Annotated in this window: 17 protein-coding genes; 5 read left to right on the plus strand and 12 right to left on the minus strand. The window is 67.4% G+C overall.

Translation table 11 applies throughout. The features are described from left to right. Positions 1-52 precede the first annotated feature (52 nt). Complete coding sequence (locus tag PCQ86_RS03285; RefSeq protein WP_270174857.1) at positions 53-1,198, minus strand: aminopeptidase; 1,146 nt, start codon at positions 1,196-1,198, stop codon at positions 53-55. A gap of 74 nt (positions 1,199-1,272) precedes the next feature. Here PCQ86_RS03285 and PCQ86_RS03290 point away from each other — a divergent pair, with 74 nt between their 5' ends. Continuing rightward, a complete protein-coding gene (locus PCQ86_RS03290) occupies positions 1,273-1,944 on the plus strand; it encodes a DNA-3-methyladenine glycosylase I (RefSeq protein ID WP_270174858.1) in 672 nt (223 codons plus the stop codon). Between the two features lie 69 nt (positions 1,945-2,013). Here PCQ86_RS03290 and PCQ86_RS03295 read toward each other — a convergent pair whose 3' ends face one another. Continuing rightward, a complete protein-coding gene (locus PCQ86_RS03295) occupies positions 2,014-2,568 on the minus strand; it encodes a hypothetical protein (RefSeq protein ID WP_253940094.1) in 555 nt (184 codons plus the stop codon). 115 nt (positions 2,569-2,683) lie between these two features. Beyond that, positions 2,684-2,854 carry a hypothetical protein gene (locus PCQ86_RS03300; RefSeq protein WP_270174859.1) on the minus strand — a complete coding sequence of 57 codons (171 nt, stop codon included), beginning with the start codon at positions 2,852-2,854 and terminating at the stop codon, positions 2,684-2,686. 97 nt (positions 2,855-2,951) lie between these two features. Between PCQ86_RS03300 and PCQ86_RS03305 the strand changes: the two genes are divergently transcribed. Genes PCQ86_RS03305 through PCQ86_RS03315 form a run of 3 tightly spaced genes read left to right on the plus strand, consistent with a single transcriptional unit; the run spans position 2,952 to position 4,771 of the window. Beyond that, positions 2,952-3,086 (plus strand): hypothetical protein, encoded by a 135-nt coding sequence (locus PCQ86_RS03305; protein WP_270174860.1) that lies wholly within the window; start codon positions 2,952-2,954, stop codon positions 3,084-3,086. A gap of 57 nt (positions 3,087-3,143) precedes the next feature. Further along, positions 3,144-4,427 carry a class I SAM-dependent methyltransferase gene (locus PCQ86_RS03310; RefSeq protein WP_011803920.1) on the plus strand — a complete coding sequence of 428 codons (1,284 nt, stop codon included), beginning with the start codon at positions 3,144-3,146 and terminating at the stop codon, positions 4,425-4,427. A gap of 20 nt (positions 4,428-4,447) precedes the next feature. Further along, the gene (locus PCQ86_RS03315) at positions 4,448-4,771 is read left to right on the plus strand and encodes a DUF1840 domain-containing protein (protein ID WP_011803921.1); all 324 of its coding nucleotides are present in this window, start codon (positions 4,448-4,450) and stop codon (positions 4,769-4,771) included. Positions 4,772-4,808: 37 nt separating this feature from the next. On the opposite strand, the gene PCQ86_RS03320 is transcribed toward PCQ86_RS03315, so the two are convergent. The 9 genes from PCQ86_RS03320 to PCQ86_RS03360 form a co-directional block, all read right to left on the minus strand. Continuing rightward, positions 4,809-5,846 carry a Bug family tripartite tricarboxylate transporter substrate binding protein gene (locus tag PCQ86_RS03320; protein ID WP_270174861.1) on the minus strand — a complete coding sequence of 346 codons (1,038 nt, stop codon included), beginning with the start codon at positions 5,844-5,846 and terminating at the stop codon, positions 4,809-4,811. A gap of 165 nt (positions 5,847-6,011) precedes the next feature. Continuing rightward, positions 6,012-7,001, minus strand: coding sequence for a tripartite tricarboxylate transporter substrate-binding protein (locus PCQ86_RS03325; protein WP_011803923.1), 990 nt, complete (start codon positions 6,999-7,001; stop codon positions 6,012-6,014). Between the two features lie 191 nt (positions 7,002-7,192). Then, positions 7,193-8,440, minus strand: coding sequence for a phenylacetate--CoA ligase family protein (locus tag PCQ86_RS03330; RefSeq protein ID WP_220638436.1), 1,248 nt, complete (start codon positions 8,438-8,440; stop codon positions 7,193-7,195). A gap of 92 nt (positions 8,441-8,532) precedes the next feature. Then, on the minus strand, positions 8,533-9,342 hold the full coding sequence (locus tag PCQ86_RS03335) for an ABC transporter ATP-binding protein (protein ID WP_220638437.1): 810 nt from the start codon (positions 9,340-9,342) through the stop codon (positions 8,533-8,535). Positions 9,343-9,538: 196 nt separating this feature from the next. Beyond that, positions 9,539-10,864 (minus strand): ABC transporter substrate-binding protein, encoded by a 1,326-nt coding sequence (locus tag PCQ86_RS03340; protein WP_270174862.1) that lies wholly within the window; start codon positions 10,862-10,864, stop codon positions 9,539-9,541. 76 nt (positions 10,865-10,940) lie between these two features. Further along, entirely contained in the window at positions 10,941-12,017 is a 1,077-nt protein-coding gene (locus PCQ86_RS03345; protein ID WP_047350244.1) for a branched-chain amino acid ABC transporter permease, read from the minus strand. A gap of 118 nt (positions 12,018-12,135) precedes the next feature. Further along, positions 12,136-13,065 (minus strand): branched-chain amino acid ABC transporter permease, encoded by a 930-nt coding sequence (locus tag PCQ86_RS03350; protein ID WP_011803928.1) that lies wholly within the window; start codon positions 13,063-13,065, stop codon positions 12,136-12,138. A 10-nt stretch (positions 13,066-13,075) separates the two neighbouring features. Beyond that, positions 13,076-13,861 (minus strand): ABC transporter ATP-binding protein, encoded by a 786-nt coding sequence (locus PCQ86_RS03355; protein WP_011803929.1) that lies wholly within the window; start codon positions 13,859-13,861, stop codon positions 13,076-13,078. Positions 13,862-13,883: 22 nt separating this feature from the next. Continuing rightward, positions 13,884-15,818: an AMP-dependent synthetase/ligase gene (locus PCQ86_RS03360; protein WP_135148009.1), complete on the minus strand. Its 1,935-nt coding sequence runs from the start codon at positions 15,816-15,818 to the stop codon at positions 13,884-13,886. A gap of 224 nt (positions 15,819-16,042) precedes the next feature. Here PCQ86_RS03360 and PCQ86_RS03365 point away from each other — a divergent pair, with 224 nt between their 5' ends. Further along, positions 16,043-17,749 carry an ExeA family protein gene (locus tag PCQ86_RS03365; RefSeq protein WP_270175414.1) on the plus strand — a complete coding sequence of 569 codons (1,707 nt, stop codon included), beginning with the start codon at positions 16,043-16,045 and terminating at the stop codon, positions 17,747-17,749.

A 17,749-nucleotide genomic window follows, 5' to 3' on the forward strand; every position in this document is an offset into this window, starting at 1 on the left:
GTCCCCCAGGCCGCGAAGCCGCAGCAGGCACGCGGGGGCGGGAAACGCGACGTCAGCCTCCGCCGTGGGCCACCCGGGGCGGCTGTGGCGCCAGCGCCTGCAGCGCGGCGGTGCGCTCGGCCTGCGGCGCCTGGGCCAGCGCCCGCACGGCTGCATGAAAGCGCGGCCAGTCGCGCCCCTCGCGCTCGAACAGCGCCATGAACGCGGGCACCCCTTCGTCATAAGCCGCCTGCGCGGCGAAGCTGGCGTTGTTGGCATCGCGCACCCAACGGTCCAGCGCCGCCAGCTGTGCCTCGGGGACGTGTGCGGCCAGCCAGCGCGCGCGCAGCGTGGCATAGGCCGCGCGGAAGTCCTGCATTGCTTCTTTTTTCATAGCTGATAGCGCTTGATGGTCGGGCGCTACAGCCCCATTTGATGCATAAATCTCGGCCAGCCGCTGGCGCGTTGCCTGGGTCAGCGCGCGCCATTGCGCGCGGCGCTCCTCGCTGGCCGCGAACTGGGCGCGGGTGGCCGGGGTGGCGTGCTGCTGCAGCCAGCGCTGCACGCCCAGCCGCTCCACCGCCGTGGCGTAGGATTCGTTGAACGCGGTATCGCCCTCGGCATACGCCACCTGGTGCGCCAATTCGTGCAGCAGCAGCCGCACGAAGTCGCCCTCGGGCCAGCCGATGAAGGTGGACAGCAGCGGGTCGCCTCCCATCCAGTTGCTGTAGCCCAGCGTGGAATACGCGGGTACGCCGTACACGCTGACCTCCAGTCCGGTGGCCGCCAGGCGCGCGGCCTCGGCCCGTGCGCCGGGCTCGTCGAAGTAGCCGCGGTAGCCGATGCAGCCGGTGATCGGAAAGCACCAGCGGTGCAGCGTGAGCGAATAGGGGCCCGCCGCCACCACGTTCCACACGGCAGCCGTGCGGTCCAGGCGCGCATAGCGGCGGTAGCTGGCATTGTCGGGCAGGGCCAGCTCGTCCACCGCGAACGCCCGGACGCGCTGGGCCAGCTGCAGCCGCTCGCGCAGCGGCGCGGAGGTGTCGGGGTGGGTGATCCACTCCTGCACCGGGCGCGCGGCGTTCATGATCTCCAGGTGCCCGCGCAGGGACTGCCAGTAGTAGCCCAACGTGCCGCCCGACTGGGCGCAGCCGCCCAGCAGCAGCGCGGCTGCCAGCAGTGGCCACGGGCGCCGGGGCGATGGGGTGGATGTGCTCATGGTGGCGGAGGCGGGTGCGGCCAAGCATAGCAAGACGTTCTTGCGCCATGCGACCCAACCCCCACAATGCCCCCATGCTCGAAACCATCGAACCCTCCCCCCCGGACGAGGCCAGTGGCCTGTTCACCGACGAGGGCGGCCATGCGCGCTGCTTCTGGTGCCGCGCCAGCCCGCTGTACCGGCACTACCACGACCACGAATGGGGCTTCCCGGTGACGGACGAGCGCCGCCTGTTCGAGAAGCTCTGCCTGGAGGGGTTCCAGGCCGGCTTGTCGTGGATCACCATCCTGAACAAGCGCGAGGCCTTCCGCGCGGCGCTGGCGCAGTTCGAGGCCGAGCCGCTGGCGGACTTCGGCGCCGCCGAGGTGGACCAGCTGATGGGCAACGCCGGTATCGTGCGCCACCGCGGCAAGATCGAGTCGGCCATCAACAATGCGCGCCGCGTGCTGGAACTGCGCCGCGAGTTCGGGTCGCTGGCGCACTATGTGTGGCGCTATGCGCCCCTGGCCGCGCAGCAGCGGCCCGAGCGCATGACGCTGCCTGCGGTGCGTGCGATGACCACCTCGGCGGCGTCGGTGGCGCTGTCCAAGGATTTGAAGAAGCGCGGGTTCAGCTTCGTGGGTCCGACCACCATGTATGCCTTCATGCAGGCCATGGGGCTGGTCAACGACCACCTGGAGGGCTGCGGCGCACGCGCTGCGGCAGAGGCCGCGCGCGCCGCGTTCACACCCCCCGCTGCGGGCTGATGCGCGCCCCAAAGCCGGCTTAAGGCCTGCTCACGCTATTCGCACTGGCGAAAATAGTGTGAACAGGCCCTAGACCACCGCGTCGGACCGGACCACGATGTGGTCGAACCCCAGATGGTGCAGGCACTCGCGCAGGATGAGCAGCGTGGCCGCGAAGGCGTTGTCCTGCGCAAGGGTGTCCTGCGTGGCGGGGCGCCCCAGGCTGAGGGCGGCCAGGCGGTTGAAGGTGTGCTCCACCGCTTCCAGCGGCAGGCGCAACTCCGGCTGCGCCGGTAGGCCCGCAGCCAGCGCGATCTGGCGTATGCCGCCGTCGGCTGTGTAGAGCGTGGAGCCGGGCGCCAGCAGGTCGCGCACCGGCATCACCGCATCTTCCACCAGCATGATCGCGTGCTCCATCTCGGCCTCCGTGGGCGGCTGGTGGGCAAAGCAGGTGGCGGCCGTCACGCGCGCGCCGATGTCCAGCGTGCGCAGCAGCGCGGGCGCGTCTGCGGCGCCGCTCAGCAGCCGCGTGTGCGCGCCACCGATGTGCAGCGTGGTGAGGGCGTCGGCCATGCCCTCGGCGCGCAGGGCCTGGTACAGCGCGGCGGCATCTTCGGGAGACAGTGGCGCGGGCGTCTGGGGCATGGGGCCTTCCGGTAGCGGGAATGCGGCGATGGTGCGGCACGGGCGGCGTGCAGTGCCGCCCATGAAAAAGCCCTCCGAAGAGGGCTTGCAGGCTAAGCCGGGCAAAAAGGGGCGATCAGCCGCCCTGGTTGGCGCGCTTGCCAGGGTTTTTCTTGCTGCGCGTGGCCACGCCGCGCTCCAGGCTCACGCGCTGGCCGCGGCCTTGGGTGGTCACTGCCATGCCGGGCATGGGGGTGGGACGGGGAGTGCGCTTGCGGTCGGCTTCGGTGACGATTTTGTTGCCCATGATGGCTCCTGAAATGAAAACGGTGAAAACTCCCTATTAGGCCATAGCCGCGAGCGCCCTTCCAAGGCCGAGGGGTGTGCCAGCCGTGATACCAAATATGCTATTAATCAATGAGCTGGTGGCGCATGTCTGGCGGGACATCCACCGCAATTTTGCCGCGGCATTGCCGGTGGCGGTGCGCGCGGCACCTGTCAGACAGCACCTTGCCGGCATGTCGGCCAGCGCCTATTGACGGGCCTGCCCGCGCTCTTCAAGAATGGCAGTTGTCATGGAGACCGAGGGACATGCCATGAAGCATCTGCTCCACTCCCTGGAGGCCAGCTTGGCGCTTTCCCCTGTAGGGGTGGCTGTCGAACTGCCCGACGGCGCGCGCCTGGGTGACGCCAATGCCGACCTGCGGTTGCGTTTTCGCGACCGCATGGCCGTGGTGGCCCTGGCCATGGGCGAGATTGGCAACGTGGGCGCGGCCATCGTCGAAGGCCGCGTAGCGTTGGAAGGCAGCATGCGCCAGTTGATGACGGCGGCCGCGGCGCTGCTCAAGCAGAACCCCACGCACGAGGGACCGGCGACTGGGTGGCAGCGCGTGTTGCTGCGTGCGCGTTCGATGGCGGCGCACACCCTGTCCCATGACGCACGCAATATCCAGTTCCACTACGACCTGTCCGACGACTTCTACGCCCTGTGGCTGGACCCGCGGCGCGTCTATTCCTGCGCCTATTACCGCACGCCTGACATGAGCTTGGCCCAGGCACAGGAGGCCAAGCTGGACCACATCTGCCGCAAGCTCCTGCTGCGTCCCGGCGACCGCTTCCTGGACATTGGCGCCGGCTGGGGCGGGCTGCTGCTGTGGGCCGCGCAGGAGTATGGCGTGGACGCCACGGGCATCACGCTGTCGCGCAACCAGCATGCGCATGTGCAGCGGCTCATCGCGGAGCGCGGCCTACAGGGTCGTGTGCGCATGCAGTTGCTGGACTACCGTGAACTGCAGGTGGAGCAGCCGTTCGACAAGATTGCCTCGGTCGGCATGTTCGAACATGTGGGCCGTTCGCAGATGGAGCGGTACTTCGCCACCGTGCACCGTCTGCTGCGCCCGGGCGGCCTGCTGCTCAACCACGGCATCACGTCGGGCGGGCTGGACAACCCCCGGCTGGGCGCCGGCTTGGGCGATTTCATCGAGCGCTACATCTTCCCCGGCGGCGAACTTCTGCATGTGAGCGCGGTGCTGCACGACATGGCCCGGGCCGGGCTGGAGATGGTGGACACCGAGAACCTGCGTCCGCACTACGCCCGCACGCTGTGGGCCTGGTCGGATGCGCTGGAGGCCCGTCAGGACGAGGCGCGCAGCGTGCTGGTCGCGCAGCACGGCAAGGAACGCGGCGAGAAGGCCCTGCGCGCCTACCGGCTGTACCTGGCGGGCTGCGCCCTGGCCTTCGAGCGCGGCTGGACCGCGCTGCACCAGATGCTGGCCGTGCGGCCCACGGGCCACGTGGAAGATGGCGTGCTCAAGGGTGCGCAGTCCGACTATCCTTTCAGCCGCGCCTACATGTACGAAGGCCCTGCGGCCACCCACTGATCCTTTGTCCTGGAACTTCGATGCTTTTCAAATTCAAATCCCGCGCCACCGCCGACGTCATCATGCTGGAGCCCAATGGCAAACAGCTGCTGGAGATCATCGGCAAGTCGCCGAATGAGCCGCACGGCATCATCACCGCCGCGCAGATTCCTGCCGCCATCCGCGCGCTGGAAGAGGCGGTAGCAGTTGAAGAGGCCGCTGCAGCGGCCACCGCCCCGGACGAGGACGATCAGACCGAGGAAGAGGCCCCTCGCGGCGACGGCGTGCGCCTGCGCCAGCGCGCGGCGCCCTTCATCGACATGCTGCGCCGCAGCGCCGCCGAGGATTGCGACGTGGTCTGGTGACGCGCAGCGCGCCCTGGCGGGCGCGCGCATCCTCTCTTCAATCCACCTTCGCGCCGGACGCCTTCACCACCTGTGCCCACTTGCGGTGCTCGCGGTCGATCAGGCTGGCAAATTCGGTGCTCGAATTGCCGCCGGGAATTGCTCCCTGGGACAGCAGTCGCTCCTTGACGGCAGGGGTGGCCAGCGCCTTGGCCACCTCCTGCTGGACGCGCTGGACGATGTCGGCCGGCGTGCCCGCGGGCGCCAGCAGTCCGAACCATGAACTGGCTTCGAAGCCCTTGAGCGCGGGGCCGCCGGCCTCTTCCATCGTGGGTACGTCGGGCAGTGCGGTGGAGCGTTTCGCGCTGGTGACCGCCAGCGCCTTGAGCTTGCCGCCCTTGATATGGGCCATGGAGGAGGGCAGGTTGTCGAACATCACGTCCATGTTGCCGCCCACCATGTCCAGCAGCGCGGGCGCAGACCCGCGGTAGGGCATGTGCAGCATGTAGGTGCCGGTCATGCTCTTGAACAGCTCGCCGGCCAGGTGGATCGAGGTGCCGTTGCCGCTGGACGCCATGTTGAGCTTGCCCGGGTTGGCTTGGGCATAGCGGATGAAGTCCTGCACGTTGTTGATGCCCAGGCTGCGCGCCTTCTCGGTGTTCATGACCATCACGTTGGGCACCGACGCGACAAGCGTGACGGGCGCGAAGTCCTTGATCGGGTCGTAGGGCAACTGCTTGTACAGCGCGCGGTTGATGCCATGCGTGCCCACGGTGCCCATCAGCAGCGTGTATCCGTCGGGGGCGGACCTGGCCACCAGTTCGGCACCGATGTTGCCTCCCGCGCCGCCGCGGTTGTCCACGATGAACTGCTGGCCAAAGGCCTTGCCCAGCTCGGGCGCAATGGCGCGCGCCAGGATGTCGGTGGTACCCCCGGCGGCGAACGGCACCACGATGCGGACCGGCTTGGCCGGCCATGGGCTGGCTTGGGCATACGCGGCGCCCGTGGCGCCCAGGCCCAATGCAAGAAGCGCCCCGATGGCGTGCAGGGCCTGGCGGCGCGGTGGGGTGCGGCGTGGGGTGGATGTGTGCGGCATGCGGTCTTTCCAAAAAGCGTGAAAGAAGGCTTCGGTTGTAGGCGCCGCAGCCGCGCAGGGGCAGCAGGATTACCCGCAGTTCCCATGAAAAAACGCCCGGTGCGCGGGCACCGGGCGTTGGCAGGAAAGGCGGGCGGACGGACGCGCCCGCCGCGCTGGCGCAGATCAGTCGGCGTAAGTGCCGGCTGCCTTGATCACCATGCCCCACTTTTCGATTTCGGACTGCACGAACTTCTTGTGTTCGGCCGGCAGCACGCGCTTGTCGGCCACCACCACGGCGCCCAGGCCTTCCTGCTTCTTGATGAAGTCAGGATCCTTCACGGCCACTTGCAGCGCTTCGTTGATGCGCGTCAGCACGGCGGCGGGCGTGCCCTTGGGGGCATACAGGCCATGCCAGACGGAGACGTTGAAGTCTTTCAGGCCGCTTTCCTGCAGCGTCGGCAAGTCCTTGAGCGACGGCATCGTCAGGCGCTGGTTGGTGGTCACGGCAAAGGCCTTGACCTTCTTGCCCTCGATCTGCGTCGTGGTGTTGGTGGTCTGGTCGCACATCAGGTCGATCTGGCCGCCAATCAGGTCGGTGATGGCGGGCGCCGCGCCCTTGTAGGCCACGGGCGTCATGTGCGACTGCAGCGCGTGCTGGAACATCAGGCCGCACAGATGGCCGGCCGAGCCCAGGCCGGAGTGGCCCAGGTTCACCTTTTCCTTGTTCTGCGCAATCCAGGTGGCCAATTCCTTGTAGTTCTTGGCCTCCAGCGTCGGGCGCGAGATGATGGTCATGGGCACGTCGTTGACGATGCCCAGGAACTCGAAGTCGTTCAACACGTTGAACGACAGCTTGCGGTACAGCGTGGGGATGGTGGCCATGCCGATGTGATTCAGCAGCAGGGTGTAGCCGTCCGGCTGTGCACGGGCCACCTTGGCTGCGCCAATGGTGCTGCCTGCACCGGCGGCGTTTTCGACGACGACCGTGGCACCGCCCAGGGGCTTGCGCAGGGCCTCTGCCAGGTCACGGGCCACGCGGTCGGTGGGGCCGCCGGCCGAGAAGGGCACGACGATGGTGATGTTCTTGTCCTTGACCGGATAGGCCTGGGCGGATGCGCCGAATGCAGCCAGGATGGCGGCCGCTCCCACGGCGATCTTGAATGTCGTTCTCATGATGCTCCTTGGAAAAGAGGCGCAATCATAGAGAGAAACGGCGTGCCGGACATCAAGGAAACCCCCGAGGCCGCACCGCCTGACAAATGGGCGACGTTTGACCCCAGGGGGTTGACGCGGCTGCGGGCGGCTTGTGTGCCGCGCACGACGCCGTGGCGACGGACGGCGCCGGCCGGCCGCCCCGCGGGGCATCAGCGGTAGCTGCGCGCGTCTTCGATGACCTTGCCGTCGTTGGGCAGGCTGCCGGGAGGCACCATCTGCACGTCGCCGCGCAGCTTGGTCACTTCGCGCAGCGCTTCGGCCAGTTGCTGGGCCATGCCTGCGGCGGTTTCCGTGGTCTCCACCTGCAGCACCATCTGGTCGTTGGCCATCTCGCCGCTGACCACCAGCCGCGCGCGCTGCACCTGGGGGAAGCGCTTGACCACGCTGGCAATCTGGCCGGGGTGCACGAACATGCCGCGCACTTTGGTGGTCTGGTCCGCGCGGCCCATCCAGCCCTTGATGCGGGTGTTGGTGCGGCCCGTGGGGCACTGGCCCGGCAGTACGGCCGACAGGTCGCCGGTGCCGAAGCGGATCAGCGGGTAGTCGGGGTTCAGCGTGGTGATGACCAGCTCGCCCACTTCGCCCTCGGGCACCGGGTCGCCGGTGCCCGGGCGCACGATCTCGACGATCACGCCCTCGTCCAGCACCAGGCCTTCGCGCGCGCTGGTCTCATAGGCGATCAGGCCCAGGTCTGCCGTGGCGTAGCACTGGTAGCCCGTCACGCCGCGCGCGGCCAGCCAGTCGCGCAGCGAGGGCGGGAAGGCCTCGCCCGAGACCAGCGCCTTGGTCACGCTGGGCAGCGCCACGCCGTGTTCGTGGGCCTTGTCGAGGATGATCTTCAGGAAGCTGGGCGTGCCGATGTAGCCGGCCGGGCGCAGCTCGGCCATGGCCTGCACCTGCTGCTCGGTCTGCCCCGTGCCGCCCGGAAAGACCGTGCAGCCCAGTGCGTGGGCGCCGGTTTCCATCATCGAGCCGGCAGGCACGAAGTGGTAGCTGAAGCTGTTGTGGATCAGCTCGCCGGGGCGAAACCCCGCGGCATACATGGCGCGTGCCATGCGCCAGTAGTCCGGCCGCGCGCCCTCGGGCTCATAGATGGTGCCGGGGCTGGCGAACACGCGGGGCATGTGGCGCCCGAATGCCAGGGCGCTGAAGCCGCCGAACGCATTCTGGCCGCGCTGCGCCTGCTGGCGCTCCAGCAGTTCGTACTTGCGCGTGACGGGCAGGCGGGCCAGCGCGGCGCGGTCGGTGATGGTGGTGGCGTCCACGCCCGCCAGGATGTCGGCGAAGGCGGGGCTGGCCTGCTGGGCGTGGGCGATCTGCCGGGGCAGGGCCGCCATAAGGGCGGCTTCGCGCTCGGCGGGGGCGCGGGTTTCCAGGGCGTCGTAGAACATGCTCATGCCTGGGGCTCCTGTCGTTGGGAGGGGTTTAGGGCGAAATCGGCCTTCAGCGCTTGCCTGTCAAGCGCTAGCAGCTATTAATTTGAGAGTAATTAGGCCAGCCAGCGCTTGCGGCGCTTGTAGCTCTTGACGTCCTTGAAGCTCTTGCGCTCGCCGCCGCCCACGCCCAGGTAGAACTCCTTGACGTCCTCGTTGCTGGCCAGCTCCTGCGCGGGCCCGTCCATGACGATGCGGCCGCTTTCCATGATGTAGCCGTAGTCGGCGTACTTCAGGGCCATGTTGGTGTTCTGCTCGGCCAGCAGGAAGGTGGTGCCTTCCTTGGCGTTGAGATCCTTCACGATGTTGAACACCTCTTCCACGATCTGCGGCGCCAGGCCCATCGAGGGCTCGTCCAGCAGCACGATGGAGGGGTTGCACATGATGGCCCGGCCGATGGCGCACATCTGCTGCTCGCCACCCGAGGTGTAGGCCGCCTGGCTGGTGCGCCGCGTCTTCAGGCGCGGGAAGTAGGTGTAGACCTTCTCCAGGTTGGCCGCGATCTCGGCCTTGTCGGTGCGGGTGTAGGCGCCGGTGAGCAGGTTTTCCTCGATGGTCAGGTGGGCGAAGCAGTGGCGCCCCTCCATGACCTGCACCACGCCGCGCTTGACCAGGTCGGCGGGCGAGAGGTTCTGGATCTGCTCGCCGCGCAGCTCGATGCTGCCCTTGGTGACCTCGCCGCGCTCGCCCTTGAGCAGGTTGGAGATCGCGCGCAGCGTGGTCGTCTTGCCCGCGCCGTTGCCGCCCAGCAGGGCGACGATGCCCTTCTCGGGCAGTTGCAGCGACACGCCCTTGAGCACCAGGATCACATGGTTGTAGATGACCTCGATGCCATTGACGCTGAGAACGATGTTTCTGGACTCCATAGCCTTGCCCTTGTAGTGGTGCCAATCGGCAGGGCTGTCGCCACAGCCCTCTCGATTGGCGGCTGCCCTGCGCAGCCGCTTGAACCTGGCGCAACCCGCGCCAGCGGGCGCCGTGGAACGGGTCTTGCCCGACCACCGGCGCCATCCCCCTTCCCGACGAGAAGGACGATGGCGCGCAGCGCCTCAGGGGACGTCCTTAGGACTGGCAGTCGCCCGCTTCGCGCCGGGACATCTTCTTGTCGGCGAGGTACTTGTCCGCGCCGGCCTTGACCATAGGCTTGATGACCTGCTCATCGGCCTGGTACCAGTCGGACGAGAACTTCCACTGCTTGCCGTCCCAGGTGTGCACGCGGGCCCAGGTAGAACCCATGTGGTCCGCGCAGCTGGTGGACAGCGGGCGCATCAGGTCGGTGAAGCCCAGCGCGTCCAGTTTTTTCTGGTCCAGCGCCAGGTTTTCCATGCCCCAACGCACCTGCTCGCCGGTCATGACCTTGCCCTTGCCGAAGCGCTCCTGCGCGCGGCGCACGGCCTCCACGCCCAGCATCTGGATGATCACGCCGCGCGTGTACAGCACCGAGCCCACTTCGTCCTTGGGGCCCGTGCCCTGGTTGGCGCCGTGCACGTGCTTGAGGATGTCCTGCATGACCTTGGACTGCGTGCCATGGCCGTTGAGCGCCAGTGCGTGGTAGCCCTTGGCGCCATCGCCCACGTCGCGCACGTCCGGCTCGGCACCGGCCCACCACACGCCGTACATCTTGTCGCGCGGGTAGCCCGTGGCCTGGGCTTCCTTCAGGGCGGTGGAGTTCATCACGCCCCAGCCCCACAGCAGCACGTAGTCGGGGCGGCTCTGGCGCACCTGCAGCCAGGTGGCCTTCTGCTCCACGCCGGGCGCGGTCACGGGCAGCATCTGCAGCTCGAAGCCGTGCATCTTGGAGCGCTCCTGCAGCAGGGGGATCGGCTCCTTGCCGAACGGGCTGTCGTGGTAGACCAGCGCGATCTTCTTGCCCTTGAGCTTGTCCAGGCCGCCGGCGTTCTTGCCGATGTGCTGGATCAGGATGTCGGCACCGGTCCAGTAGCTGCCCATGTAGGGGAAGTTCCACTTGAACGCCATGCCGTCCTGCGCGACCGACAGGCCGTAGCCCAGCGTCATCAGCGGGATCTTGTCCACGGGCGCCTTCTCGGTCAGCGCGAAGGTGATGCCGGTGGCCTGCGGGTCGAACAGCGTCACGCCGGGGCGGCTCTTGAGGCGCTCGTAGCACTCCACGCCGCGGTCGGTGGCGTAGCCCGTCTCGCATTCCTCGAACGTGAGCTTCACGCCGTTCACGCCGCCGTCGCGCGCGTTGATCATCTTGATGTAGTCCTGCTTGCCGTTGGCCCATGGCACGCCGTTGGGTGCGTAGGGGCCCGTGCGGTACGACAGCAGGGGGAAGAACTGTTCCTTGGCCTGGGCGGCGGCGGCGCCTGCAAAGCCGGCCAGGGTGCAGGCCACCGTGGCGGCCGCAGCGAGTCGGGTGAATTTCATGGTCTTGTCTCCTTGTGGTTGGATGGAACGTCGCCTGAATTGCGCCGGTCGGCGCGGAACACACCTTGCAATGGCATCAATGGGGGAAGGGCCACACGCGCATCTTCTGCTTGCCGATGGACCACAGCTTGGCCAGGCCGTGGGGCTCCACGATGAGGAACCACACGATCAGCGCGCCGAAGATCATCAGTTCCGCATGCGACACGGCGGCGGTGGAGATGTCCACGCCGAACAGGCCGGCCACCGCGGGCAGGAACTGGTTCAGGAAGATGGGCAGCACCACGATGAAGGCCGCGCCGAAGAACGCGCCCATGATGGAGCCCATGCCGCCGATGATGACCATGAACAGCAGGCGGAACGACATCTCGACCGAGAACGCCGCCGGCTCCCACGAACCCAGGTGCACGAAGGCCCACAGCGCGCCCGCCATGCCGACGATGAAGGAGCTGACAGCGAAGGCGCTGAGCTTGGCGTACATCGGGCGGATGCCGATCACCGCGGCGGCCACGTCCATGTCGCGGATGGCCATCCATTCGCGGCCGATGGCGCCGCGCACCAGGTTCTTGGCCAGCAGGGCCACGACCACCAGGAGCGTCAGGCAGAACAGGTACTTGGCCATGGCGCTGTCCAGCGGCATGCCGAAGACCTGCAGGTTGCTGACCGAGACCGAGCCGGAGTCGGAATTGTTGGTGAACCATTTGATGCGCAGGAACATCCAGTCGCTGAAGAACTGCGCCGCCAGCGTGGCCACGGCCAGGTATAGCCCTTTCACGCGCAGGCTGGGTAGCCCGAACAGGATGCCGAAGAACGTGGCGCACAGCCCGCCCAGGATGAGGGCCGCGACCAGCGGCATCCCGGGGAAGCGCACGAAGAAGTTGAAGGCCCCGTAGGCGCCCACCGCCATGAAGGCGCCCGAGCCCAGCGAGATCTGCCCGCAGTAGCCCACGAGGATGTTCACGCCCAGCGCGGCCATGGACATGATGACCAGCGGGATCAGGATGGCGCGGTAGAAGTAGTCCGACGCCATCGCGGGCACCGCCACGAAGGCCACAGCCAACAGCAGCAGGATGGCGATGCGGTCCTGGGTGATGGGAAAGATCTGCTGGTCGGCCTTGTAGGTGGTCTTGAACTGGCCGTTTTCGCGGTAGAACATTATTTACTCCAAATCTTTCAACCAAGGGCGATGATCTTTTGGCTGCGGGCACTGTGTGCCCTCGCCGGAAGACCATCCTTCGCCTGCGGCGAAGAACCCTGCGGGTTGATTGCGTATGTCATACGCGATCGATGATCTTCTCGCCGAACAAACCTTGGGGCCGGAACAGCAGGAACACGAGGGCCAGCACGTAGGCAAACCAGATCTCGATGCCGCCGCCCACGAAGGGGCCCAGGTACACCTCGGAGAGCTTCTCGCCCACGCCGATGATCAGCCCGCCGATGATGGCGCCCGGCACCGAGGTCAGGCCGCCCAGGATCACGACCGGCAGCGCGCGCAGCGCCACCGTGGTCAGCGAGAACTGCACGCCCAGCTTGGAGCCCCAGATCATCCCGGCCACCAGTGCCACGACACCGGCGACACACCACACGATGACCCAGATGTGGTTGAGCGGGATGCCGATGGACTGCGCCGCCTGGTGGTCGTCGGCCACGGCGCGCAATGCGCGGCCGGTCTTGGTCTTTTGAAAGAAGATGCTCAGCACCACCACCAGGGCGGCGGCAATGCCTGCGGCAATCACGTCTTCCTTGTTCACGAGCACGCCGCCCTCGAACACGGTGTCCAGCAGGAACACCGGGTCCTTGGGCATGCCGATGTCGATCTTGTAGATGTCGCTGCCGAAGAGGGTCTGGCCCAGGCCTTCCAGGAAGTAGGTGATGCCCAGCGTGGCCATGAGCAGCGTGGCGCCTTCCTGGTTCACGAGGTGGCGCAGCACGAGGCGCTCGATGAACCAGGCCACTGCGAACATGCACAGGCCCGCGATCAGGAACGCGGCCAGATTGGCCACGATGGGGTTGCTGATGCCGGTCCACGCCGGGATCCACTCGGCAAAGCGCGCCATGGCCAGGGCCGCGAACAGCACCATGGCACCCTGCGCGAAGTTGAAGACGCCCGAGGCCTTGAAGATCAGCACGAAGCCGAGTGCCACCAGCGCGTAGAGCATGCCGGCCATCAGGCCGCCGATCAGGGTTTCGAGAAAGAATGCCATTTGCTTGCCCTCAGTGGCTGGTGCCCAGGTAGGCGCGAATCACGTCTTCGTTGTTGCGCACTTCGTCCGGCGCGCCGTCACCGATCTTTTTGCCGTAGTCCAGCACCACGACGCGGTCGCTGATGTCCATCACCACGCCCATGTCGTGTTCGATGAGGACGATGGTGGTGCCGAACTCGTCGTTCACATCCAGGATGAAGCGGCACATGTCCTGCTTCTCCTCCACGTTCATGCCGGCCATGGGTTCGTCCAGCAGCAGCACCTGGGGTTCCATGGCGAGGGCCCGGCCCAAGTCCACGCGCTTTTGCAGGCCGTAGGGCAGCTGGCCGACGGGGGTCTTGCGGTGCGCCTGGATCTCCAGGAAGTCGATGATGTGTTCGACCTTCTCGCGGTGGGCGATCTCCTCGCGCTCGGCCGGTCCGATGCGCAGTGCCTGCAGGAGCAGGTTGCTTTTGATCTTGAGGTTGCGCCCGGTCATGATGTTGTCGATCACGCTCATGCCCTTGAACAACGCCAGGTTCTGGAAGGTGCGCGCGATGCCCATCTCGGCGACCTGGCGGCTGTTCATGTGGCCGAAGGTCTGGCCGCGGAAGGTGATGGAGCCCTCGGACGGCGTGTACACCCCGTTGATGCAGTTGAGCATGGAGCTCTTGCCCGCGCCGTTGGGGCCGATGATCGAGCGGATCTCGTGCTCGCGCACGTTGAATGAGATGTCGGTGAGCGCCTTGACGCCGCCGAACCGCAGGCTGATGTTCTTGACGTCGAGGATGACGTCGCCAATCTTCTTGCTGGTCATGTGTCTGCTGCCTCGTTGCGTGTCAGGCGGCCGCCCGGGTGGCGGGGAAGGTCTTGGCGTCGGTGATCTTCAGCGTGGCGCTCACGCTGCCCTTGCGCCCGTCCTCGAACTTCACCTGCGTTTCGATGAACTGCTCGGCCTTGCCCGTGTACAGCGCATCCACCAGCACGCCGTACTTCTCGGCGATGAAATTGCGGCGCACCTTGCGTGTGCGGGTCAGTTCGTCGTCGTCGGGGTCCAGCTCCTTGTGCAGCACCAGGAAGCGCGCGACCTGCGTGTCGGCCATGCCGGCTTCGGCGGCCAGGTCGGCGTTCACCTGCGAGATGCAGTCGGCGATCAGCTCGATCACCTTGGGCTTGGAGGCCAGGTCCACATAGCCGCCGTAAGGGATGCCCTGGCGCTCGGCCCAGTTGCCCACGGCCTCGTAGTCGATGTTGATGAAGGCACAGACCTGATCGCGCTGGTTGCCGAAGCAGACGGCTTCCTTGATGTGCGGGAAGAACTTGAGCTTGTTTTCGATGTAGTTGGGCGCGAACATGGCGCCGCTGGCCGTCTTGCCCACGTCTTTGGCGCGGTCGATGATGCGCAGCTGGCCGTTGGCGTCGATCACGCCGGCATCGCCGGTGTGGAAGTAGCCTTCGGCGTCGATCACCTCGGCGGTGGCGTCGGGCCGCTTGTAGTACTCCTTGAGCACCGACACGCCCTTGACCAGCACCTCGCCGTTGTCGGCGATCTTCAGCTCGATGCCGGGGGCCGCCTGGCCCACGGTGTTCAGGTCCACCTGGCCATCACGCTGCAGGCAGACGTAGGCGCAGGTTTCCGTCTGACCGTAGAGCTGCTTGAGGTTGATGCCGATGGAGCGGAAGAAGCGGAACAGGTCGGGCCCGATGGCCGCGCCTGCCGTGTAGGCCACGCGGATGCGCGACAGGCCCATCACGTTGCGCAGCGGTCCGTAGATGGCGAGATCGGCCAGGCGGTACTTGAGGCGGTCCATTGCGCCCACGGGCTTGCCGTCCAGGAGATCGGAGCCCACGCGGCGCGCCAGCTGCATGCATTTCTCGAACAGCCAGCGCTTGGGCGCAGCGGCGTCTTCCATGCGGATGGAGACCGACGTCAGCATGCCTTCGAACACGCGCGGCGGGGCGAAGTAGTAGGTGGGGCCGATCTCGCGCAGGTCGATGGAGACGGTGCTGGCCGACTCGGGGCAGTTGATGGTGAAGCCGGCCACCATCCACTGCGCGAGCGAGAACAGGTGGTCCCCCACCCATGCCGGGGGCAGGTAGGAAATCACGTTGTCCTGCGGGCCCAGGCGGTCCACCTCCACCGCGCCTTGCGCAGAGGCGATGAAGCTGGCATGCGTCTGGCACACGCCCTTGGGCTTGCCCGTGGTGCCCGAGGTGTAGAGGATCACCGACACGTCCTGCGGGTCGATCTGCTCCACCAGTGCATCCCATGCGCCGGGGTGGGCCTTGTCCCACTCGGCGCCGCGCGCCACCAACTGCGCGGTGCTGATGAGGCCCGGCTGGTCGTAGTGGCGCAGGCCGCGCGGGTCGTCGTAGATGATGTGCTGGATGCCGGATACCGATTCGCGCACTTCCAGCAGCTTGTCCACCTGTTCCTGGTTTTCGGCAAACGCGAAGGCAATCTCCGCGTCCTGGATGACGAAGGTCATCTCAGCGGCCACGGCGTCCTGGTACAGCGGAATCGGCACGCCCCCCACGCTTTGCACGGCCACGAAGCCCATGTACAGGTGTGGCCGGTTGTCGCTGATCAGCGCCAGGTTCTGGCCCTTGGCAAAGCCCAGCGACAGCAGGCCGCAGGCCATGTGGCGCACCTCGGCCGCGGCGTCCTTCCAGCTCCAGGTCTGCCAGATGCCATATTCTTTCTCGCGCAGTGCTGCAGCGTCGGGGCGCTGGGCGGCGTGCTGCAGCAGTAGATGGGGGAATGTGGTCTTCATTCCGGTTCCTATCAGGGTCTGTGGAGGGCAGCGCACGGGAAACAAGAAGTCCGCTGCCGGTTTGCAACCAATGGTAGAAACGACTTTGACGTTATCTTGTCTTTGCGATGACAATTCAAGGGTTAGTCCTCAGGGGTCTAACCCTGACCACCCTCGACAGGTGGTGATCGCGGGAGGCTGAGGGGTTCATGGGCGCGACAGGCGAGGGCGCTATGCTCGCCGCCATGTACGCCCCGTTCTTCGGACTCGAACACCCGCCTTTTTCCATCGCGCCCGACCCGCGCTACCTCTTCATGAGCGAGCGCCATCGCGAAGCCCTGGCCCACCTGCTGTACGGCCTGGATGCGGGCGGCGGCTTCGTGCTGCTCACGGGCGAGATCGGCACCGGCAAGACCACGGTGTGCCGCTGCTTCCTGGAACAGATTCCGCCGCAGTGCAACGTTGCTTACATCTTCAATCCGAAGCTCACGGTGCCTGAGCTGCTGCGCTCCATCTGCGACGAATTCGGCGTGGCGCACCGCCCCGCCATACCGGGGGCGGAGACCGTGAAGGACTGCCTGGACCCGCTCAACGACTTCTTGCTGCAGCAGCACGCGGCGGGGCGCAACAACGTGCTCATCATCGACGAGGCGCAGAACCTCGCACCCGATGTGCTGGAACAACTGCGCCTGCTCACCAACCTCGAGACCAGCGAGCGCAAGCTGCTGCAGATCATCCTCATCGGCCAGCCCGAGCTGCGTGCGATGGTGGCGGCGCCGGAGCTGGAGCAGCTCGCGCAGCGCGTGATCGCGCGCTACCACCTGGACGCCTTGAGCGCCGACGAAACACGCCAGTACATCGCCCACCGCCTGGCCGTGGCCGGGTTGCAAGGGCCGCTGCCTTTTCAGCAGCGGGCGCTGGCGCGTGTGCACGCGCTCACGGGTGGCGTGCCGCGGCGCATCAACCTGCTGTGCGACCGTGCACTGCTGGGTGCTTACGGCGCGGGTGTGCGCGAGGTGACCGATGCCATGGTGCGCCGCGCCGCGCGCGAGGTGTTCGACGCGCCCGCCACGGTGCGCCCCGGCGCGGCAGGGCGCTGGCTCGCCGCTGGAACCGGTGGGCTGGTGGGCGCGGCGGCGCTGGGCGGGCTGGCCTGGGCGCTGGGCTGGTGGCCGCTTGCAGACGGTGGCGCCGGCTCCACGCAGGCACAGACACAGACACAGAGGCCGGCCATCGCCGCGTCGGCTGCGGCCGTGCCCGCGTCATCCCCCGCCTCGGCTGCTTCTGCACCCGACGCGCCGGCCCTCCCGCCGACGTTGGCGCAGTTCCTGGCCATCCAGCCCGTGGCGCAGGCGCCGGCGGCCTGGCAGGCGCTGGCCCGGCAGTGGCAGGCGAGCGTGCCCGACGGCGCCACGGACCCCTGCGCCGCGCTGGCGTCCGAGGGCCTGCGCTGCTACCGCAGCCGCCGCGCCAGCCTGAACCTGCTGCGCCAGCTTGATCGGCCCGTGCTGCTGATGCTGCGGCCTGCCGAGGGCGATGCGCAGGGCGAGGCCCTGGCGCCTGAGGTGGCGGTCTTGCTGCGCCGGCTGGATGACGGCACCGCCACGCTGGAAGGCGTGCAGGGCCAGACGCTGCAGGTGCGCGTGACGGAGCTTGCGCCGCTGTGGCGCGGCGAGGTTGCCACGCTGTGGAAGGCCCCTGCCGAACTGGCCGATTCGGGCGACGTCACCGCCACTGCCGCGGGCGCCGCCTGGCTGGACCAGCAACTGGCGGCCGCCGGCGCGGGCACCGCCGCAGCCCGTACCGCAACGCCCGCCGCGCGCCGCGCGCGCATCCACCAATTTCAGCTGGGCCAGGGCCTCACGCCCGATGGCCGCGCTGGTCCCTTGACCCTGATGTTGCTCAACCGCGCCGCAGGCGTGCCGGAGCCGCGTTTGCTCAGCGGAGCCTGA

It is taken from the genome of Diaphorobacter sp. ED-3, assembly GCF_027625375.1.
Classification (GTDB): domain Bacteria; phylum Pseudomonadota; class Gammaproteobacteria; order Burkholderiales; family Burkholderiaceae_C; genus Diaphorobacter; species Diaphorobacter nitroreducens.